The 19301-nt window shown below is 68.2% G+C and carries 23 protein-coding genes and 1 pseudogene; 10 read left to right on the forward strand and 14 right to left on the reverse strand.

Annotated features, from left to right (window positions below; translation table 11 throughout):
• Window positions 1–385 precede the first annotated feature (385 nt).
• The 11 genes from rpsQ to rpsJ all read right to left on the reverse strand — a co-directional run bounded on the left by rpsQ (window position 386) and on the right by rpsJ (window position 5802).
• Window positions 386–688, reverse strand: a complete 303-nt coding sequence (gene rpsQ / locus ACXVUM_RS02370) for a 30S ribosomal protein S17 (protein ID WP_253654953.1) — start codon at window positions 686–688, stop codon at window positions 386–388.
• Window positions 685–927 (reverse strand): 50S ribosomal protein L29, encoded by a 243-nt coding sequence (rpmC, locus tag ACXVUM_RS02375; protein ID WP_458520271.1) that lies wholly within the window; start codon window positions 925–927, stop codon window positions 685–687. The genes rpsQ and rpmC overlap by 4 nt, the downstream gene beginning before the upstream one ends.
• Complete coding sequence (gene rplP / locus ACXVUM_RS02380; protein WP_458520272.1) at window positions 927–1343, reverse strand: 50S ribosomal protein L16; 417 nt, start codon at window positions 1341–1343, stop codon at window positions 927–929. Before rplP ends, rpmC begins: the two co-directional genes overlap by 1 nt.
• Before the next feature lie 3 nt (window positions 1344–1346).
• Window positions 1347–2165: a 30S ribosomal protein S3 gene (gene rpsC, locus ACXVUM_RS02385; protein ID WP_458520273.1), complete on the reverse strand. Its 819-nt coding sequence runs from the start codon at window positions 2163–2165 to the stop codon at window positions 1347–1349.
• Between the two features lie 3 nt (window positions 2166–2168).
• A complete protein-coding gene (gene rplV / locus ACXVUM_RS02390) occupies window positions 2169–2591 on the reverse strand; it encodes a 50S ribosomal protein L22 (protein WP_458520274.1) in 423 nt (140 codons plus the stop codon).
• The gene (gene rpsS / locus ACXVUM_RS02395) at window positions 2588–2869 is read right to left on the reverse strand and encodes a 30S ribosomal protein S19 (protein WP_458520275.1); all 282 of its coding nucleotides are present in this window, start codon (window positions 2867–2869) and stop codon (window positions 2588–2590) included. Before rpsS ends, rplV begins: the two co-directional genes overlap by 4 nt.
• Before the next feature lie 17 nt (window positions 2870–2886).
• The gene (gene rplB, locus ACXVUM_RS02400; RefSeq protein WP_458520276.1) at window positions 2887–3720 is read right to left on the reverse strand and encodes a 50S ribosomal protein L2; all 834 of its coding nucleotides are present in this window, start codon (window positions 3718–3720) and stop codon (window positions 2887–2889) included.
• Window positions 3721–3759: 39 nt separating this feature from the next.
• The gene (rplW, locus tag ACXVUM_RS02405) at window positions 3760–4071 is read right to left on the reverse strand and encodes a 50S ribosomal protein L23 (protein WP_458520277.1); all 312 of its coding nucleotides are present in this window, start codon (window positions 4069–4071) and stop codon (window positions 3760–3762) included.
• Between the two features lies 1 nt (window position 4072).
• Window positions 4073–4750, reverse strand: a complete 678-nt coding sequence (rplD, locus tag ACXVUM_RS02410) for a 50S ribosomal protein L4 (protein WP_458520278.1) — start codon at window positions 4748–4750, stop codon at window positions 4073–4075.
• Window positions 4747–5403, reverse strand: a complete 657-nt coding sequence (gene rplC, locus ACXVUM_RS02415) for a 50S ribosomal protein L3 (RefSeq protein ID WP_458520279.1) — start codon at window positions 5401–5403, stop codon at window positions 4747–4749. Before rplC ends, rplD begins: the two co-directional genes overlap by 4 nt.
• 93 nt (window positions 5404–5496) lie before the next feature.
• Window positions 5497–5802, reverse strand: a complete 306-nt coding sequence (gene rpsJ, locus ACXVUM_RS02420; protein ID WP_003938093.1) for a 30S ribosomal protein S10 — start codon at window positions 5800–5802, stop codon at window positions 5497–5499.
• Window positions 5803–6323: 521 nt separating this feature from the next.
• Here rpsJ and ACXVUM_RS02425 point away from each other — a divergent pair.
• The 7 genes and pseudogenes from ACXVUM_RS02425 (at window position 6324) to ACXVUM_RS02455 (ending at window position 13653) form a co-directional block, all read left to right on the forward strand.
• Entirely contained in the window at window positions 6324–6833 is a 510-nt protein-coding gene (locus ACXVUM_RS02425) for a hotdog fold domain-containing protein (RefSeq protein WP_458520280.1), read from the forward strand.
• 77 nt (window positions 6834–6910) lie between these two features.
• Window positions 6911–8122, forward strand: a complete 1212-nt coding sequence (locus ACXVUM_RS02430) for a mannosyltransferase family protein (protein ID WP_458520281.1) — start codon at window positions 6911–6913, stop codon at window positions 8120–8122.
• 97 nt (window positions 8123–8219) lie between these two features.
• Window positions 8220–8934 (forward strand): annotated as a pseudogene (locus ACXVUM_RS02435) (response regulator transcription factor).
• Window positions 8931–9947 (forward strand): ATP-binding protein, encoded by a 1017-nt coding sequence (locus tag ACXVUM_RS02440; RefSeq protein WP_458520282.1) that lies wholly within the window; start codon window positions 8931–8933, stop codon window positions 9945–9947. Before ACXVUM_RS02435 ends, ACXVUM_RS02440 begins: the two are co-directional and overlap by 4 nt.
• 180 nt (window positions 9948–10127) lie before the next feature.
• A complete protein-coding gene (locus tag ACXVUM_RS02445) occupies window positions 10128–11564 on the forward strand; it encodes a DUF4153 domain-containing protein (protein WP_458520283.1) in 1437 nt (478 codons plus the stop codon).
• Between the two features lie 250 nt (window positions 11565–11814).
• Window positions 11815–12690, forward strand: a complete 876-nt coding sequence (locus ACXVUM_RS02450) for an esterase/lipase family protein (protein WP_458520284.1) — start codon at window positions 11815–11817, stop codon at window positions 12688–12690.
• A 630-nt stretch (window positions 12691–13320) separates the two neighbouring features.
• Complete coding sequence (locus ACXVUM_RS02455) at window positions 13321–13653, forward strand: hypothetical protein (protein WP_458520285.1); 333 nt, start codon at window positions 13321–13323, stop codon at window positions 13651–13653.
• A gap of 83 nt (window positions 13654–13736) precedes the next feature.
• Here the strand turns inward: ACXVUM_RS02455 and ACXVUM_RS02460 are convergent, their stop codons facing one another.
• From ACXVUM_RS02460 to ACXVUM_RS02470, 3 genes are read right to left on the reverse strand one after another with little or no spacing between them, the layout of a single operon-like run.
• Entirely contained in the window at window positions 13737–14201 is a 465-nt protein-coding gene (locus ACXVUM_RS02460) for a hypothetical protein (protein ID WP_458520286.1), read from the reverse strand.
• A 23-nt stretch (window positions 14202–14224) separates the two neighbouring features.
• On the reverse strand, window positions 14225–15466 hold the full coding sequence (locus ACXVUM_RS02465; protein WP_458520287.1) for an MFS transporter: 1242 nt from the start codon (window positions 15464–15466) through the stop codon (window positions 14225–14227).
• Window positions 15467–15523: 57 nt separating this feature from the next.
• Entirely contained in the window at window positions 15524–16351 is an 828-nt protein-coding gene (locus tag ACXVUM_RS02470) for an ArsR/SmtB family transcription factor (protein ID WP_458520288.1), read from the reverse strand.
• 169 nt (window positions 16352–16520) lie between these two features.
• Between ACXVUM_RS02470 and ACXVUM_RS02475 the strand changes: the two genes are divergently transcribed.
• The 3 genes from ACXVUM_RS02475 to ACXVUM_RS02485 all read left to right on the forward strand — a co-directional run bounded on the left by ACXVUM_RS02475 (window position 16521) and on the right by ACXVUM_RS02485 (window position 19085).
• The gene (locus ACXVUM_RS02475; protein WP_458520289.1) at window positions 16521–16958 is read left to right on the forward strand and encodes a hypothetical protein; all 438 of its coding nucleotides are present in this window, start codon (window positions 16521–16523) and stop codon (window positions 16956–16958) included.
• Between the two features lie 326 nt (window positions 16959–17284).
• Window positions 17285–18034 (forward strand): hypothetical protein, encoded by a 750-nt coding sequence (locus ACXVUM_RS02480; RefSeq protein WP_458520290.1) that lies wholly within the window; start codon window positions 17285–17287, stop codon window positions 18032–18034.
• A 67-nt stretch (window positions 18035–18101) separates the two neighbouring features.
• On the forward strand, window positions 18102–19085 hold the full coding sequence (locus ACXVUM_RS02485) for an SMI1/KNR4 family protein (RefSeq protein ID WP_458520291.1): 984 nt from the start codon (window positions 18102–18104) through the stop codon (window positions 19083–19085).
• Window positions 19086–19301: the final 216 nt, after the last annotated feature.

Here is a 19301-nt window from a genome sequence, read left to right on the forward strand (position 1 = left end):
GCCCCTTCAGCATTTCTCCCACGACCCTCGACAGACCGGCTCGTCGGTGCACATCCCCCCGGAGGTGCACCGGTGAGCCGCCCCGATCATAACTGTGCGATCTCACCATCCGATGTACTTCACTGGTCCGACAGCGCACCGATCCCCTCTGCGACGATAGGGCACGGTGGGTACTGTTCGCGTAGCCAAAGACATTGCGCCGCAACAAGACTCCTCCGCACCACCAGCCCCATGGGCACCATGTGAGTCGGTCGAACGATCGACGTCGGGCCTCAGGACGTACAGCAGGTCGTGGTGACAACTCACAGCAGACCTTCAGCTGCCCGAGACAGCAGAAGGGCCCGTCACCGCGATGGTGACGGGCCCTTCCGGGGTGCTGCAGGTGTTACTTGGCCTTCTCGAGGACCTCGACCAGGCGCCACCGCTTGGTGGCGGACAGGGGCCGGGTCTCCATCAGACGGACACGGTCGCCGATGCCGGCGATCTCCTGCTCGTCGTGGGCCTTCACCTTGGAGGTGGTGCGGATGATCTTGCCGTACAGCGGATGCTTCACGCGGTCCTCGAGCTCGACCACGATCGTCTTCTGCATCTTGTCGCTGACGACGTAGCCCACCCGCGTCTTGCGCTGGTTGCGCTCGGTGGTCCCCGAGGCGCTTGTTGCGGTGCTCACTGTCGAATCCTCACTCATGCGTCGTCACCGCCGTCGGCGTCGGGCGCGGCGGCCAGGCCCAGCTCGCGCTCCCGCAGCACGGTGTAGACGCGTGCGATCTCACGACGGACCAGCCGCAGCCGGCGGTTGTTGTCGAGCTGCCCGGTCGCCATCTGGAACCGGAGGTTGAACAGCTCCTCCTTGGACTCCTTGAGGCGCTCGAGGAGCTCGGTGTCACCCAGTGCGCGCAGCTCGGACGCTGCGATGCCCAGTGCCATCAGAACTGCTCCTCTCGGGTCACGATGCGCGTCTTGATCGGCAGCTTGTGCTGCGCGCGGCGCAGAGCCTCACGAGCGGTCTGCTCGTTGGGGAAGCTCATCTCGAACAGCACGCGGCCCGGCTTGACCGGTGCCACCCACCACTCCGGCGAGCCCTTGCCGGAACCCATGCGGGTCTCGGCGGGCTTCTTCGTCAGCGGACGGTCCGGGAAGATGTTGATCCACACCTTGCCGCCGCGCTTGATGTGCCGGTTGATGGCGATACGCGCGGACTCGATCTGACGGTTGGTGATGTACGCGCTCTCCAGAGCCTGGATGCCGTAGTCACCGAACGTGACCTGCGTGCCGCCCTTGGCCTGCCCCTTGAGGCTGGGATGGTGCTGCTTGCGGTGCTTGACCCGGCGAGGGATCAGCATGGGTCAGCCCTCCTGGTTCTCGGTCGGGGCCGGGGCCTCCGTCGCCACCGCGGTGGCGGTGTCGGCGGCGGCCCGGCCGGCCTCGGTGCTCGTGGCGGTGGTGCCCGAGGCGCCGCTACGACGCGGGCGCTGGGGGCGCTCACGGCGAGGACGGTCACCGGCGGGTGCACCCGCGGCGGCGAGCTCACGCTTGCCACCGACGATGTCGCCCTTGTAGATCCACACCTTCACGCCGATACGACCGAAGGTGGTCTTCGCCTCGTACAGGCCGTAGTCGATGTCGGCGCGCAGCGTGTGCAGGGGCACGCGACCCTCGCGGTAGAACTCGCTGCGGCTCATCTCCGCGCCGCCGAGGCGGCCGGAGCACTGCACGCGGATGCCCTTGACGTTGGGCTGCCGCATGGCCGACTGGATCGCCTTGCGCATGGCGCGACGGAACGCGACACGGTTGCTCAGCTGCTCGGCGACACCCTGTGCCACCAGCTGGGCCTCGCTCTCGGCGTTCTTCACCTCGAGGATGTTCAGCTGCACCTGCTTGCCGGTCAGCTTCTCCAGCTCGCCACGGATGCGATCGGCCTCGGCGCCGCGGCGACCGATGACGATGCCCGGACGGGCGGTGTGGATGTCGACGCGGACCCGGTCACGGGTGCGCTCGATCTCGACCTTCGCGATCCCTGCGCGCTCGAGTCCGGTGGACAGGAGCTTGCGGATGGCGACGTCTTCCTTCACGTAGTCCGCATACTGCTTGTCGGCGTACCACCGCGACTTCCAGTCGGTGGTGATACCCAGACGGAAGCCGTGCGGGTTGATCTTCTGGCCCACTGGTCAGGCTCCCTTGCTCGTCTGCTTCTTGGGCTGGCGCGACCGGCCACGACCCTGCTGGTCCGACGGCACGCTCTCCACGACCACGGTGATGTGGCTGGTGCGCTTACGGATCCGGAACGCACGCCCCTGGGCGCGCGGACGGAAACGCTTCATGGTCGGGCCCTCGTCGGCGAACGCCTGCGAGACGACCAGCGTGCGCCGGTCGAGCCCGAGGTTGTTCTCCGCGTTGGCCGCCGCGCTGGCGACGACCTTCGCGACCGGCTCGCTCGCCGCCTGCGGCGCGAAGAGCAGGATGTCGAGTGCCTCGTCGACCTTCTTGCCGCGCACCAGGTCGATCACGCGACGCGCCTTCATGGGCGTGACGCGGACGAACTTGGCCGTGGCCTTGGCGGTCGGGTTCGCGGTGGTCTCAGCGGTGCTCATCGACGCTTCGCCTTCCGGTCGTCCTTGATGTGGCCCTTGAACGTGCGCGTCGGCGCGAACTCGCCGAGCTTGTGCCCGACCATCGACTCCGAGACGAACACCGGCACGTGCTTGCGACCGTCGTGGACGGCGAACGTGTGCCCGATGAAGTCGGGGATGATGGTCGAACGGCGCGACCAGGTCTTGATGACCTGCTTGGTGCCCTTCTCGTTCTGTGTGTCCACCTTCTTGAGCAGGTGGTCGTCGACGAACGGGCCCTTCTTGAGGCTGCGTGGCATTCTCTACTCCCTCCTGCTCAGCGCTTCTTGCCGGTGCGACGACGTCGGACGATCATCTGATCGCTCGACTTGTTCTTGCGGGTGCGGCCCTCCGGCTGACCCCACGGGCTGACCGGGTGGCGACCACCCGAGGTCTTGCCCTCGCCACCACCGTGCGGGTGGTCGACGGGGTTCATCACGACACCGCGGACGGTGGGGCGCTTGCCCTTCCACCGCATGCGGCCGGCCTTGCCCCAGTTGATGTTCGACTGCTCGGCGTTGCCGACCTCGCCGACGGTGGCGCGGCAGCGCACGTCGACGCGGCGGATCTCACCCGAGGGCATGCGCAGGGTGGCGTACGCACCCTCCTTGCCCAGCAGCTGGATCGAGGCGCCGGCGCTGCGGGCCATCTTGGCCCCGCCGCCCGGACGCAGCTCCACGGCGTGGACCTGGGTACCGGTCGGGATGTTGCGCAGCGGCAGGTTGTTGCCCGGCTTGATGTCGGCGGTCGCACCCGACTCCACGACGTCGCCCTGGTTCAGCCCGCGCGGCGCGATGATGTAGCGCTTCTCGCCGTCGAGGTAGTGCAGCAGCGCGATGCGCGCCGTGCGGTTGGGGTCGTACTCGATGTGAGCGACCTTGGCGTTGACGCCGTCCTTGTCGTTGCGACGGAAATCGATCAGGCGGTAGGCGCGCTTGTGCCCGCCGCCCTTGTGCCGCGTGGTGATGCGCCCGTGGGCGTTGCGTCCACCGCGACCGTGCAACGGACGCACCAGCGACTTCTCCGGGTGGTCACGCGTGACCTCGGCGAAGTCGGCGCCACTGGCGCCGCGGCGGCCCGGTGTCGTCGGCTTGTACTTGCGAATGGCCATGACTCTTCGTCCTCTGCCTCTTCTGGGATCCGATCGGCGTCAGCCGATCGGCCCCCCGAAGATCTCGATGGGCTTGCTGTCGGCGGTCAGGGTGACGATCGCGCGCTTGGTGTTCTTGCGCTTGCCGTAACCGAAGCGGGTGCGCTTGCGCTTGCCCTGCCGGTTCGCGGTGTTCACGTTCGCGACCGTGACGTCGAAGATCTTCTCGACGGCGATCTTGATCTGCGTCTTGTTCGAGTCCGGGTGGACGATGAACGTGTAGACGTTGTCCTCGATCAGTGCGTAGGACTTCTCCGAGATCACCGGCGCGAGGATGATGTCGCGCGGATCGGTCTGCTGCTGCACGGTCATGTCACGCCTCCTTCGCGGCTGCGTCGCCCGTGGCCCGCGCGACGAACGTGTTGAGCGCCTCGACGCTGAACACGATGTCGTCGGAGTCGAGGACGTCGTAGGTGTTGAGCTGATCCGGGGTGATCGGCAGCACGTGCGGCAGGTTCGCGACGCTCTTGAACGCGGCGATGTCCTCACGGCCGATGACCACCAGGAACTTGCGACGGTCGCTGAGCAGCTCCAGGAACGTCCGCGCCGACTTCGTCGAGGGGGTCTGCCCCGCCACGAGCTCGGTGACGACGTGGATGCGCTCGTTGCGCGCCCGGTCGGAGAGGGCACCGCGCAGGGCGGCGGCCTTCATCTTCTTGGGGGTGCGCTGGCTGTAGTCACGCGGCTGCGGGCCGTGGACGGTGCCACCGCCGGTGAACTGCGGGGCGCGGGTCGAACCCTGGCGGGCGCGGCCGGTTCCCTTCTGGCGGTAGGGCTTCGCGCCGCCGCCACGCACGTCGCCGCGCGTCTTGGTGGAGTGCGTGCCCTGGCGGGCCGCCGCGAGCTGCGCGATGACGACCTGGTGCATCAGCGCGATGTTCGCCGGCGCGTCGAAGACCGACGCGGGCAGCTCGACGGTGCCGTCGGTCTTCCCGTCCGCGGTCCGCACGTCCAGCGTCAGCTTGGTCGCCTTCGTGGTGTCGACTGTCATGCCTTCACACCGCCTTTCACTGCGTCGCGGACGATCACGACGCCGCCCTTGCGACCCGGGATGGCTCCCTTGATCAGCAGGAGGCCGGCCTCGGCATCGACCTTGTGCACGGTCAGGTTCTGCGTGGTGATGCGCTCGTTGCCCATGCGTCCGGCCATGCGCATGCCCTTGAACACGCGACCCGGGGTGGCGCAGCCACCGATCGAGCCGGGTGCGCGGTGCACGCGGTGGGCACCGTGGCTGGCGCCCAGGCCCTTGAAGCCGTGACGCTTCATGACGCCGGCGAAGCCCTTGCCCTTCGAGGTGCCGGTCACGTCGACGTAGGCACCGTCGGCGAAGATCTCGGCGGTCAGCTCCTGACCGACCGAGTACTCACCGGCGTCGTCGACGCGGAGCTCCGCGACGTGGCGACGCGGCGTGACACCGGCCTTGGCGAACTGCCCCGCGACGGGCTTGGTGACCTTGCGCGGGTCGATCGCGCCGTAGGCGAGCTGAACGGCCGTGTAGCCGTCGGTCTCCTGCGTGCGGATCTGGGTGACGACGTTGGGGCCGGCCTTCACGACGGTCACCGGCACCACACGGTTGTTCTCGTCGAAGACCTGGGTCATCCCGAGCTTCGTGCCCAGGATTCCCTTTCCACTGTTCTGAGTCATGTCTCTATCTGGTCCCTGTGTGTTCGATCCCGACAGGCGGCCTCCGGAGCGGGTCCGCGTGACGCGTGGCGTCGCGACCCTCTCCGGTGCCGACTACTGGATGTTGACGTCGACGCTGGCCGGCAGATCGATGCGCATCAGCGCGTCGACCGTCTTCGGGGTCGGGTCGAGGATGTCGATCAACCGCTTGTGCGTACGCATCTCGAAGTGCTCCCGCGAGTCCTTGTACTTGTGCGGCGAGCGGATGACGCAGTACACGTTCTTCTCGGTCGGCAACGGCACCGGGCCGACGACGCGCGCCCCGGTCCGGGTCACGGTCTCCACGATCTTGCGCGCCGACGCGTCGATCGCCTCGTGGTCATAGGCCTTGAGCCTGATGCGGATCTTCTGTCCCGCCACGCTGTGTCCTCTTCCGTCTGGTGACTTGGCGACAGATGTCCCGCGAACGGGCCCCGCGCGTGCGGGTTCAGGACAGACCACCGGCCGGCTCACACGCCGTCCGACCCGGTTGTCCCGGGTGGGTGATCGACACTGTTCATCTGTCGTTGTGCGTTCACGTCCGCCGACGTGGGTCGGCGAGCGCTACAGCTCTGCTCTGTCGCACCGGGCTGCTCCGGCACCCGCGGTCGGGCGTGTCGCGCGCATCGGACACACCTCTGCGCTGTCACCCTGTTCCGACCGCATGTGGATCCGTACCTCTCGGACGGTTCCACCGAGTCCCACGACGATCCGGAGAGGATCGAGGCGAGACGACGACGAGTGATCGAACTCCCGGGGCTCGGAGCAGTTCGGGAACCGCTTGCTCCGCCGGGACGATCGGCGCCCGGACCGGGGCCGCACGAGACGGCACCCGCTCTGGGCAACCCGAACAGTATGCACCACCGGCGGGGGCAGGGCCAAATGACCGTTAGTCTCGGCCCATGAGCGAACCGAACACCGTCGCACCCGCCCGCGCGACCGCCGTCACACCGACCTATGCGCTGTGGCGTCGGCTGCCCAGCGGCATCGTCGGTGCCGCCGTCTTCTCGGCGGGCATGGTGGCGCGCGTGCCCTACTTCGGGACCATCCTCCCGCTGGTGCGGGAGCTGGAACCCGGTCGCTGCGTCGTCACCGCCCCCAAGTGGTTCGGGGTGCACAACCACATCGGCACCTACCACGCGATCGCGGCGTGCAACCTCGCCGAGACCGCGATGGGCATGCTGATGGAGGCGACGACACCGGCCGACCTGCGGTGGATCCCGAAGGGGATGACCTCGCAGTACCTGACGAAGGCCACCACCGGTCTGCGCGCGGTGGCCACACTCGCCGAGCCCATCGACCCGGCGTCGGTCGGCGAGGGGCGCGAGGTCGTCGTCGACATCGCCATCTCCGACAAGCACGGCGTCGAGGTCGTGCACTGCGACATCACCTGCTGGGTCACGCCCCGCTGACCTGAGCTGTCCTCCGAACGGAGGAAAACCGCCGCTCGAGGCGTCATCCGTGACGGTTCGCTGCCTATGTATGGGCGATGACGACGCGGTCGACGGCACGCCAACCGATCCTCACGCGGTTCCTCCCGTCGGCGGACAGCGGGCTGCGACAGGCCCTGCCGGACGCGGCGGTGCCGTTCGCACTGTGGCACGCGACCCTGTTCGGTCTGGCCGCGTTCACCGACGCCTACCTGGTCCCGATCAGCACGACGGCGCACGCCCGGGCGTCCGGCCTCGCGGCGTTCTGGACCCCGTGGGACCACTTCGACGCCTTCTACTACCTCGACATCGCCGACCGGGGGTACTCGACGACGTCGGGCGACGAGTGGGCGTTCTACCCCCTGTATCCCGCGCTCGTGCGGGTGCTCGGGTACCTCGGCGGCGGCAGCCACACGGCCCACCTGATCGTGGGTCTCGTCGTGGCGAACCTCGCCGGTGTCGCCGCCGCGGTCCTGCTGCACCGCACCGTCCGGGCCGACTGGGGTCTGGGCGTCGCCCGACGGACCAGCATCTACTTCGCGGTCGCGCCCCTCGGCTTCTATCTGTCCGCGCCCTACGCCGAGAGCCTGTTCGTGCTGCTGGCCGTCGCGACCCTGCTGCTCACCCGGGATCGGCGGTGGATCGCGGCGGGCGTCGTCGCGGCACTCGCCGCGGCGACACGACCACCCGGGGTGATGCTGACCCTCGTGCTGGTGGCCGAATTCGTCTGCGTGGTTCTCGCCGCACGCCGGGGCGGGTCGCGTCCGCCCCTGCTGCGTCCGCTGGCGGGGATCCTGATCGCGCCGACGGGCCTGCTCGCGTTCATGGCCTACGGGTGGCTGCGGACCGGGGACGTGCTCGTCACGTTCCACGTCAACGCCCATCGCTGGCATCGCGAGTTGAACTGGCCCTGGGTCGCGATCGGCCGTGCCGTCCGCGACGCGGAATGGGGCGACCCGGGGAACTACCTGTTCGGTCCGCTCAATCTCGCCGTCCTGGTGGTGTGCCTGCTCGCCGTGGTGCTGATGGTCCGGCGCTTCCCGCCGACGTACACGGTGTTCACCGCCGCGCTGATCGCCCTCCCGGTCGCGTCCGGGCAACTCCAGGCCGTCGGCCGGGCCGCGCTGCCGATCGTCACCGTCCTCGTCCTGCTCGCGACCCTCACGCGGTCGCGGACGTCGACCGCGCACCAGATGGTCATCGCGATCTCCGCGGGGCTGTGTTCGGTGTTCCTCACCATGTTCGTTCTGCTCGTCCCCGCGATCGCATGATCGGCGCGGGATGCGCCGAACCGTCTCGACGATCCTTCACAGACTCTGCACATCATCTCCGCAGCTCCGGGACAAACGGTCGATACCGTCGACTCCCATGAGCCCCGACGAGCGTTCCCCGAGCGTGCTGGTGGTGGACGACGAACCGCTGATCCGCACGTCGATCGCCGACCGCCTCACCGCCGAGGGCTTCACCGTGACGACGGCGGCCAGCGGCCCCGACGCCGTGCGGCGTCACGCCGACACCGGGCCCGACGTGGTGATCCTCGACGTCATGCTCCCCGGCCTCGACGGTCTCGAGGTGTGCCGTCGGATTCAGGCACACCCCGACCCCCGTGCTGATGCTCACCGCGCGGTCGGAGGAGACCGACCTCGTGATCGGTCTGGGTGTCGGCGCCGACGACTACCTCGCCAAACCGTTCTCGATGCGGGAACTCGTCGCCCGCACCCGCGCGCTGCTGCGCCGAGCCGAGCGCTACCCCGCCGACACCACCGCGGCGTCGTCGGCCGGCCACCCCGGGCCCCAGGTCATCGACGACCTCGCCATCGACCACGATGCGCGGTCGGTGACCGTCGACGGGTCGTCGATCCACCTGACGCGCACCGAGTTCGACCTGCTGGCGACGCTCGCCCGCCATCCCGGTGCCGTGCGCAGCCGCACCCAACTCCTCGAGACCGTGTGGCAGTGGACCGACGCGGGTGAGACCCGCACCGTCGACTCCCACATCCGTTCGCTGCGCCAGAAGGTCGGGGCGCATCGCATCCGCACCGTGCACGGCGTCGGCTACGCCCTCGACGGCGGACGCCCGTGACCCCGGCCCGTCCGCGTCCCCTCGACGCGCTGCGGTCGTTCAAGGTGAAGACCGCGGTCGTGGTGGGCGTCGCACTGTTCACCTCCAGCCTGTCGTTCTGGGTGACCGCGCAGTGGCAGTTCCGCTACGCGCTCCTGATGGCGTTGGTCGTCGCGTTCGTCGTCACCTGGTTCCTGGCCCACGGGATGACCTCGCCCCTGCGCGAGATGACCGGTGCGGTCCGCGCGATGAGCGAGGGCGACTACTCCGGACGCGTCCGGGCGACGTCGCGGGACGAGATCGGCACGTTGGCGACGGCCTTCAACCAGATGGCCGCGGACCTGTCGGCGACCGACACCTACCGGCGCGAGGTGATCGGGAACGTCGCCCACGAGCTCCGGACACCGGTCGCCGCGCTGCACGCGGTGTTGGAGAACCTCGTCGACGGGGTCAGCGAGCCGGACCACGACACCCTCGCGCTCGCCCTGAGCCAGACCGAACGACTCGGCCGCCTCATCGGTGACCTGCTCGACCTGTCCCGCGTCGAGGGCGGTGCCATCGCCCTCGACCACGCGACGATCGACCTGCGCGGTTTCACCGACGACGCCGTCGCCGAGTGCGTGCTGCGCACCGGGATCGGCCCCGGATCGACGACGCCGGTCACCTTCCGCAACGGCATCCCCGCCGGACTCGTCGTGCACGCCGACGCGGCGCGCATGCACCAGGTGTTCGCCAACCTCCTCGACAACGCGGCGCGGCATTCACCGGCCGACGGCGTCGTCGACATCACCGCCCGCGTCGACGGCGCCGCCACCGTGATCGACATCGCCGACGAGGGCCCCGGCATCGACCCCGCCGAACGCACCCGGATCTTCGAGCGATTCACCCGCGGTGGCTCCTGGGACGGCGGGACCGGCCTCGGCCTGGCCATCGCCCGATGGGTGGTCCGGCTGCACGACGGCGAGATCGCCGTCGTCGACGACCCGGACGGCTGCCGCATCCGCGTCCGTCTCCCGGCGCACAGCCCCACCTGAGCCGACTCGACCCACGCCGGCGGACGCCGCCGCTTCCCGCGCATCCGCGCACCTGACACCCGAGAGACACACACCACGAGAGGCGATACCCCCATGCCCGGATCACCCCCGGTCCACGAGTTCCCGCCCTACCCGGGACCGGAGCCGACCGCCCCGACTCGCCCGGCGTGGGCTCCCCTGATGACGATCGTCGACGACGTGCCCCGCACCGCGCCGACACGTGTACTCGTCGCGGTCGTCGTGACCGGGATCGTCGCGGCGGTCGCCGCACCGTCCGGGCCGACCGGGATCGGCGTCGTGATCATCGCGGTCGGGATCCTCGCCGCGGTGGTCGTCGGGTCACCCCGGCGCCGTCCCGCCGTCGTCGACGTCCTCGGCGTCGTCGCGGTGGCTGCGTTGGCCTCGGTCGCGGCGTGGCGCAGCGCGGGATGGGTGGTCGGCGGGTGCCTCGCGCTCGCCGCCGTGACCGCGATGGCGCTCGCCGTCGATGCCCGCACCCTGCGCCAGACCGCCTTCGGCGCGCTGGCCTCGACGCTGCTCACACCGCGGGCACTGGCGTGGACCGGGCGCACCGTCGGCCGGGCCACGAGCGGCCGACGGGTGGACAACCCCCGGGCCGTCGCCGGCGTGGTCGCCGTGACGCTCGTCCTCGCAGTCGTCTTCGGCGCCCTCTTCGCGGGCGCGGACGCCGCCTTCGCGCATCTGCTCGAGGTGCTCACCCCCGATGTCGGCACCGTCGACGTCGGCCCGCAGATCGCGGTCGGCGTGGTGGTGGCCGTCGTCGTGGCGGTCGGTGTCCATGTGCGCTGGGCGCGTCCGCGGTCGACGTACGTCCCTGCCCCGACGCGGACCGTGCAGGACACCTGGATGTGGGCGGTGCCGGCGGGGACGGTGCTGGTCATCTCCGTCGCGTTCCTCGTCACGCAAGCGCCGACCCTGTTCGGCGGCGACGACCACGTGCAGCGCACCGTCGGCCTCACCTATGCGCAGTACGCGCGGTCGGGCTTCTGGCAGCTCTTCGTGGTGACGGCGTTGACGATCGCCGTCGTGGCGGTCGCCTGGCGTCGATCACCGCGCCACACATCCGTCGATCGCGTGGCGGTCCGAGTGATCCTCGGCGGGTTGTGTCTGGCCGCACTCGCAGTGGTCGCGTCGGCGCTGCACCGCATGAACCTCTACGTCGACGCCTTCGGGGCGACCCGGCTCCGCGCGGGAGCGACGGCTGTCGAGCTGTGGTTCGCCGTGGTCCTCGTCGTGCTGATGGTGGCGGGTGCGGGCGTGGGCACGCGCCACCTCGTCCGCACGATCGCGGGGCTGACCATCGTCGGTGCGCTGGCCTTCGCCGCGTACGACCCCGACGCCCGCATCGCCGGGATCAACGTCGACCGCTTCGAGAAGACCGGCCGGGTCGACACCGGCCAGTTGTCGGACCTCTCCCCCGACGCCACCGGTCAACTCCTCCGCCTTCCGCCGCGCCTGCGCGACTGCGTGCTCGCCGCCCTCGCCGACGATGTCCGGGTGGACCGCCGATGGGCCGACACGAACCTGGCGCGGGAGAGAGCACGGGATGCGCTCGGCTTCCTGCGGCCCGTCGGGCAGATGGCCTGTGCCGGATGAGATCGGGGGCTGACCTCGGCAGCCGAGGGTGATGCGGCCCCACATCTCGCCGCGGCCTCGATCAGGTGACGACACGCTCGAACGACCCCGACACGCCCGGCCTCGGGGTGGAACGGGTTCCTATGATCGGGTTTCCGTGACGTAACGTCAGAGTGAATTGACTCGTTGCGATCTCAAATGATCGGCGGGTCGTCGGGGGCGAAGGAGGAACATGTCGAGGTTGTCCACTCGTGCCCGGCGCCGGTTGTGCGTGTCCGCAGCAGCCCTCGTGGCGATGCTGGCGATACCCGCGCAGGCGGCCGCAGCCCCGCAACCGTCGTCGGGGATCAACAACCCCACGTGCCGCCCGTCCGCGGAGCATCCGAGGCCGGTGGTGCTCGTCCACGGGACGTGGTCAAACCCCACGAAGACGTGGGAGAAACTGGCCCCGGCTCTGCGTGACCAGGGGTTCTGCGTCTACACCATCTCCTACGGCAAGCGTCAGTCGGCGAGCCCGCAGAATCTGCTCGACCTGTTCGGCGGCAACTCCATCCGGCAGTCCGCGCGCACGCTCGGCTCGTTCGTCGACACGGTGCGCAAGGAGACCGGCGCCCGTCAGGTCGACATCGTCGGCCACTCACAGGGCGCCGTCGTCGCGCGCCAGTACATGAAGTTCGACGGGGGCACGAACCCGTCGAATCCTGCCGACAACGCGGTGAACACGCTGGTCAGTCTGGCCGGTACGAACCACGGGACGTCGTTCAACCGCAACCAGATGATCGGTGCGATCGGTCAGCTGCTGGGCATCCCCGTGGTGCGCCTCGCGTCGATCGCGGTCGGGCCGTCCTACGTCGAGCAGATGATCGGGTCGCCGTTCCTCAAGCAGCTCAACGCCGGCGGCGACACCCAACCCGGTGTGCGCTACGTCGTGCTCGGCACCCGCAACGACAACATGGTGACGCCCCCCGATCGCACCTTCCTGAAGGCCGGTCCCGGGGCAACGGTCAAGAACGCATGGGTTCAGGACGGCTGCCCCAGCGCCGTGGTCGACCACATGGGCATGACCTCGGATCCGCGCGCCGTGGCGATGGTTCTCGACGCACTCGACCCGTCCTACGCCGCCACGCACCGCACGCCCTGCCCCTGAGCGACGCGTGCTCGCCGATCGGGGCCGTCCGGACAGAGCTCGTGAAGCACCCGAGAGTGCGGTATCGAGAGTCAATCTCACCATTCGTCAGTTCTGATCGGTACTCCATCGCTGCCTCTGTTCTAGGCGGACGGGTACCCGGACAGCCCGGGCAATCACCGACGCGTGCGGGTGCCACTTGCTGTCGCAACCGCAGAATCGTCTGACGCAGGTCGCAGTCTCAGTGCCATGGGAAGTGCGAGCAGCGGGAGTGCGGCCAGGACCACGAGGGCGGGCGCGTACCCGACCTGTTGAGCGACGTGCGTGATGGGGATCGCCAGAGCACTCCCGAGTCCGGGAGCGAGACCGAAGACCACCCCTGAGGCGAGGGCGGTACGGTCCGGAAGATACCGCTGGGCAACGGTGATCGACGGGCTGAAGCCGGCAAAGGTGGAAGCACCGACCGCAGCGAGCGCCAGTACAGCACAAGGGAACGACGGAGCGGCGAGCAGCAGCAGAGTCGCCACGCTGACACCCACCAGGGGCCAACTGATCAGCCTCATGGGCGGGTCGTCGCGGGCACGCCACCCTCCGACCAGTCCTCGAAAGCTCGGTCGCCGAGAAGTCCCGCAGACTCAATTCCAGGTAGCTGTGATCACATCCCTGAAGGGCGAACGGTCAGGAAATCTGATCATCAACCAGCTCGGCGGAACCGGCCCCGACGGTGCCGTTTCGCTCGTGTGCGACGACCCCCTCCTCAGGATCGGCGCGACCTACATCCTCGCCGCGCGATTCTCGCCGGAACGTAGGTGGTACACGGTGATCCCGGGCGCCGGCATCGAAGAAGCGCACGCCACGAATCGTCACTCCTCGACTGTCGGCGACACCGTGGGCCGGTGGCGTCAGGCAGTGACGCATCAGTGGATCCCCAGAGGATCGGGCTCGAACTCCACCCTCCCGCCCGGGGGGCACGACAAGATTTGACGGTTGTCGGCATCTCGACCGACACCGATCGTCGTCTCGTCATGGTGGACGACCGGAGGCCGCGAAGTCAGAGTCTCGGTGACTCAGCCCCCGGCAGCCGGACTGCTGACCGATCTGCGGAGGCGGAGGGTGACACCTTCGCGGAGCTGGGACTCAGTGAACGACTGCAGTGCGAAACCGGTTGAATGGGGCGAGCTTTCGACAGTCAGCTGATAGGAGCGCTGATTCGCCGGGAGGTCGGCCACCCGCGCAGTGTAGGAACACACGGTTCCGCCCGCACGTGCCCGAACGAAGTCCACGGTGAGCGGGGACTTGCGGAACGCGCTTCCGCTGTCGCCCAGCACGATGAGATCGTCGCCCGGCCCTACGCGGCTTCCGGCGATGACGCATTCACCCGTCTCGGCCGATCCCTGGCTGGCGTCACCTACGACGGTCACCACCGCAGCGAACGTTGCTGGAGCGTCGGCGGCTTCCGAACAACCGGCCAACGCCACCAGGCCCAGGCCGAGGCCGAGCACGGCCGGCCTCATGATCGCGGTGAATGCCATTGCCCGAGAGTAGGCGACCGGCGTCAATGGTCGCTGTCGTTACGCCTCGGGCTCGCAGACATCACGACGCGGCGTTTCACGGTGACGGTGAAGACACTAAGTAGCGCGACGATGGTTGCCAGTGCGAAGACGCGGACAGCAACCGTGGTGTCGGTGGCGGTGGCCAGAAGGCCTGTGCCCACAACCGGTATGCCGACCCCGCCATAGGTGGCGATGTAGAAACTCGACAGCACGCGGGGCCGACGATCGGAGTTCTCGGCGAGTGCGTTGGTGGTGCGCATGGCGGCCATGAAGGCCAGTCCGTGGCCGACACCGGCGACCAGGGCTGCGGCGATGACAGGGGCGGGCTGGGAAAGGTAGGTCGCGACGACGAGCCCCGCGAGACCGACTGACAGCAAAAGGAGTCCGACGACGTTCGCGCGGTACGAGTTCAGGCCGGCCAGGGCGATCTGGGCAACACCGGATGCAATGAGGACCACCCCGGCCGCGATGCCTGCAGTCAGGACGTCGTCGTCCCCGGTGAGCTGCTCGATCAAAGACGGGGCGACGGCGAGGAACAGCGCCACCACTCCCCACGCCAGGAAGGTGCCGACGGCGGCGGACATGAATGCCCCGGACTGTGGGGCGGGAGGCGCGGGCGAGGAGATGGATCCCCGTGTATCGCATCGTCCGAGCTGCCGCGGAATCGTGGAGACGATCAGGATCCCGCCCACGAGCGCTGCTGATTCGACCCAGTAGATGAGGTGCATCGGGGCGGGGAGGAAGGTGGCGAAAGCACCGCAGACAATCGGGCCCAGCCCACCACCGAACGCCGTCGTCGCAGTGATCACCGCGGATGCGGAATGGTCGTCAGACCTCGGGTGAAGAGCGACGATGGTGGCGGTCAGAGCACTCGAGGCAACACCGACCGCAGCACCTTGCATGCCGCGCGCCACGAACAGCCACGCTGTGTTTGTGGCGAGCGCGAAGACGACACGCGCGAGCGCGGCCATCAACAACGCGCCGACCAGGGAGATCCGGTATCCCAGGCGATTCGTCACGCGACTCGCGGTCGACAATGCGGCGACGAGAACGGCCGCGTACGTCGAGAACAGTGCGGTCAGCACGGTCGTGGAGAACCCGAACAACTGGGCGTACCGGTCGTAGAGCGGAGAGGGGATGTTGGTGCCGGCGAGGACGACGAACAGCACCGCTGCCATCGCGCAGTGACGGGTCCACCGTTGCGTGTCGGCCCGGGTCGGGGATGTGGTCGGAGTCGTTGTCACGGGCGTGACGCTATGACGCCGTTGGTTCACCTCCCGATGAACCGTGAGGATCTCCGATCACTGTGGTCTGCCACCCAGATCAATCGCCAAGATCGCCTGCAATTCGCGAATTCCGCTGTCGCTGATGGTGATTGCGCGATTGTGACTCCCCCGCCGGATCCAACCTGCATCGAGCCACGCAGTGGTCAATGCGGCTCCCAATCGACCGGCGAAGTGGTGACGTTGTTCGGTCCAGTCGACGCAGGCGCGGATGAGCGGGCGCGAGGTCCTCCTGGCAGTGAGCGTGGCGATGTCGACATGGAGAGCCGCCAGGACCGGTTTCGCGTCCGGACCGAGACGGTACAGGCCGGTGTCGCCGGTGCCCGCCGTCAGCGGGTCGTGGGGGCGGCGGGCGATGTCCGTCTGCCCGTCGGCGCGCACGACTGCGCGGTGGTCGAGCAGCGCTTGCGCGGTCAGGACGCCGAGCACGCCTGCGAGGTGGTCGTAGCAGGTGCGGGCGGTACGCAGAGCGTTCGCGCGGGTGCCCTGCCGCAAGCTTGTGATGACCCGCGGGCGTCCAATGCCGGCCAGGCCTTCGATAGCCGCTCCGACGGCATCGTTGGCCAGCGCGTAGTAGCGGTGACGCCCGGACACCGACACCTGCAACAACCCGCCCTCAACCAGCTTGCGTAGGTGGTTCGACGCCGACTGTGCGCTCACACCCGCCTCATCAGCCAGCCGCGTCGCCGGAAGTGCGCGCCCGTCGTCAAGAGCCATCAGCATGGTCGCGCGTGCGGGATCGGCGATGAGCGCCGCGGCTGCTGAGATGTCGACGTCGCCGTAGCGGGCGTCGCGGGGAGCCAGCTGACCACCACCGTGGCCGTCGCGCATGTCGTGCACTGTCATACCACGCAGTCTGCCCGCGTAACGGTTCACCGCTGCATGAACAATTCGCGTTCGGTGACTCACTCCGACGCAGCTCCGCACGGAGGCCGCGGCGGCACGTTCTCTGTAGCGATGCGTTCTCTGTCGTCGGTGCCGTGGTCGCACCGCGACTCCTGCGATCATCGTTCGCATGGCCTTGGATCGACAGTCTGCAACGGCAAGCCTTCTTGCGAAGGCCTCCACCGGCGTCCTGCTCTACGGACACGACCTCGACCACAGCCGAACCCTGCTGTCGGACTACGCCTACGCCTGTATCGATCGCGGCATCCCACCACGACCTGTCGTACTCACCCTCGCGGCGTGCGGTTCCGAGAAGACCCTCGACTTCATGGCTTGGTTGGGCATCGATGTGCCCGGATGGTTGAAGACGGAGATCGCTCGCTCGGGCGATCCACTTGCGGCGTCATACGAGCAATGCGTCATCAATGCCCGCGTCCTGATCCGGTTCTGCCGGCGGCTCGGTCTACCGTTCGGGATCAACATCGAGAGTCTGACCAACCGGAGGATCGAGCTCGAGAGTTCGATCGAACTCGCGCGGGAGGTACGCCGGCTCCTCGGCGAGTCCTGAGGCATCCATCCACCGACGGAGGCGTCCGGCCATGACTCGCATCCAGTAGAGACGCAATCTGTATCGCATGCGTCGACACGCCTCGAACGTGTGCGTCTTTGCCACGCGGTAGTCCAAGCGGGCGACAAGGGATTGCAGATGCTGCACGTTTCGTGTGAAGTACGTGAAATGTTGCTTATTTCGGTTAAATACCTCTCGTGCGGCGGGACCCGAACAGCGCGATGACTCCCGACGAGCCTGCGGAGATTTCCCCCCACGCTGGCGACGAGGCACCGCGTGCGCGACACGAGTGCTGGCAACTCCAGGAGACATCAGTATTCGAGGTGGTGGCATCTGACACCGCCATCGTGTCTTCGGTCGGTCGTCTTCAGGACGACCCGTCGTCCACGGTAGCGCTCCCCTACATTCGGCAAGGGAGCGTCGAGGAGGACGAGCGCGTTGCCACCCTTCTCGTCGCCGATGTTGACATAAGTGACATCGAGCGGTGGGACACCACATTCCATGCCGACGGGTCGGTCGAGAGCGTGGAACGCCCCGGCTACGCCGACGCTGTGCGCCAACGCCAGTGGGATGCCTGGGGCGGTGGTCCCCCGCTGCCGGAGGTGAATTCCTACAACGCCGGGCGTGAAGTGCTCAAGGCAGCCCGCGATGTGGTGGTCGGGATCCTGGCTGCCGATGACACAACGGCTCGCGACGTGGCGGGTTGGTGCGCGCGAGCCGCGTGTGAACACTCGGGGCTGGCGCGCCGAGAGTGGGTGTCTACTGCGCTCGACGACCTCGACGCGCAACGACCGGCGAGTGGGGTGTTCACCGATCAGCGTGACGCGTTCGACCGGCTTCAGACCGAGATCGACACCGACCGAAACAGGGGCGGATCGGGGTGGGGGCCAGGATCACCCTACGCCGCGATACCGGCGGTTTTCGCAGCACGTGATCCTGATCCGAGACGCGCAGCGATGAACGCGTTGAGCCACACCCACTTCACCTTCAAACCCGATCACAGCACCGAGCTGTATGACCGCCTGAGGACCGCGTTTCCCGGACTGCCCCGCGACGACACCACCCACCAGTCGTGACACCCGCAACGCACGCCGCCGCAGTCACCGAGGTATGTGACCAGAACGAGTACCAAGGGGTGAGTCGATGCGTGTCAGCAGCGAGTGGACCGAACTGATGGCAGCCCTTGATTCGCTGTCCGACCGGGCGTTGACGTTTCAGCCGCCGGCACCGGCCGCCGATCTCGCCGCCGCCGAAGCCGCCACTGACGCGGAGTGGCCCGAACAGCTGCGCGAGTTCTACACCCTGCACAACGGCCAGGACCCCGACAAGCCCGGACGGTTTCACGGCGAATTGCTGCCGATGACGCTCATCTTCTCCATCGACCACCTCGTCGAGGAGTACCGGATGATGGTCGAGTACGGCCGCAGCGAGATCGCCGACGACTTGTGGATGCGCGAGAACGCACAGGACTCGCAGGCCGGGTCGACCGCGTGGTGCTGGCTGCCGTCCTACATCCCGATCGCGGGGTTGGATTCCAACTACTACTTCATCGACACCCGGCCAGGGCCACACTCGGGATGTATCCGTGAATGGTCGCGTGATGACGGCGACAACGGCAGCGAACCCATCTGGGATTCGATTGCCGAGATGCTCGCCGCGGTCCGTCGCAGTGTTCTGACCGACGCCGTCCTGCTCGAGCCGTGGCACCCCTGGTTCGTTCACGACGAGGACAATGAGAACTATCACGGCACACTGACGTGGAACGCGACCATCGCGCAACCGCTGAGCGCGAAACCGCCAGCAGTCCCGGACCCCACACCCCTCCACGTGCCGTTCCCACTGATCGACTTCATGCCGTCCGAGATCGGGCCCGACGACGACTGCGTCGACCTCGACGCCGTCAGCGCCTCCGCCGCCGCGGTCGCCCGCCGCCTACATCCCGCGGCCACCATCGACGGCGGGAACTTCGTCTACCAACGAGTCCCCCGCCGCCAGGGCATCACTGCGAACTGGTTCGCCGTCATCGACGGCGAGCCGGCAGCCTTTCTCGTCATCATCACAGGAGACGGCGACCGAGTGTTCGTCCATCAACACCCGCCCGGCGGGTTCACCCTCACCACCGACTGACGACGAGCTCCTGCACCCTGAACAAATCCGACCTCACCGAGCAGGCCGGAGCCATCCCACTGACACTGCTCGAGGACGTCAACCGCGGTCTACGCACCGCACTCAACCTCTGACCGCAGGACTGTGGTCGCCCACGACGGCGCTGCACCAGAACACGAGGCGGGCACCCCATCACCTCGCGAAGGAGGGATGAGGGCGGCACGTACCCCACCCTCC

This window comes from Williamsia sp. SKLECPSW1, from assembly GCF_054332755.1.

Coding starts and splice junctions, on each gene's coding strand:
- rpsQ (WP_253654953.1), bottom strand. CDS start 688: ATGAGTGAGGATTCGACAGTGAGCACCGCAACAAGCGCCTCGGGGACC.
- rpmC (WP_458520271.1), bottom strand. CDS start 927: ATGGCACTGGGCATCGCAGCGTCCGAGCTGCGCGCACTGGGTGACACC.
- rplP (WP_458520272.1), bottom strand. CDS start 1,343: ATGCTGATCCCTCGCCGGGTCAAGCACCGCAAGCAGCACCATCCCAGC.
- rplV (WP_458520274.1), bottom strand. CDS start 2,591: ATGAGCACCGCTGAGACCACCGCGAACCCGACCGCCAAGGCCACGGCC.
- rpsS (WP_458520275.1), bottom strand. CDS start 2,869: ATGCCACGCAGCCTCAAGAAGGGCCCGTTCGTCGACGACCACCTGCTC.
- rplB (WP_458520276.1), bottom strand. CDS start 3,720: ATGGCCATTCGCAAGTACAAGCCGACGACACCGGGCCGCCGCGGCGCC.
- rplW (WP_458520277.1), bottom strand. CDS start 4,071: ATGACCGTGCAGCAGCAGACCGATCCGCGCGACATCATCCTCGCGCCG.
- rplD (WP_458520278.1), bottom strand. CDS start 4,750: ATGACAGTCGACACCACGAAGGCGACCAAGCTGACGCTGGACGTGCGG.
- rplC (WP_458520279.1), bottom strand. CDS start 5,403: ATGACTCAGAACAGTGGAAAGGGAATCCTGGGCACGAAGCTCGGGATG.
- ACXVUM_RS02425 (WP_458520280.1), top strand. CDS start 6,324: ATGAGCGAACCGAACACCGTCGCACCCGCCCGCGCGACCGCCGTCACA.
- ACXVUM_RS02430 (WP_458520281.1), top strand. CDS start 6,911: ATGACGACGCGGTCGACGGCACGCCAACCGATCCTCACGCGGTTCCTC.
- ACXVUM_RS02445 (WP_458520283.1), top strand. CDS start 10,128: ATGACGATCGTCGACGACGTGCCCCGCACCGCGCCGACACGTGTACTC.
- ACXVUM_RS02460 (WP_458520286.1), bottom strand. CDS start 14,201: ATGGCATTCACCGCGATCATGAGGCCGGCCGTGCTCGGCCTCGGCCTG.
- ACXVUM_RS02470 (WP_458520288.1), bottom strand. CDS start 16,351: ATGACAGTGCACGACATGCGCGACGGCCACGGTGGTGGTCAGCTGGCT.
- ACXVUM_RS02475 (WP_458520289.1), top strand. CDS start 16,521: ATGGCCTTGGATCGACAGTCTGCAACGGCAAGCCTTCTTGCGAAGGCC.
- ACXVUM_RS02485 (WP_458520291.1), top strand. CDS start 18,102: ATGCGTGTCAGCAGCGAGTGGACCGAACTGATGGCAGCCCTTGATTCG.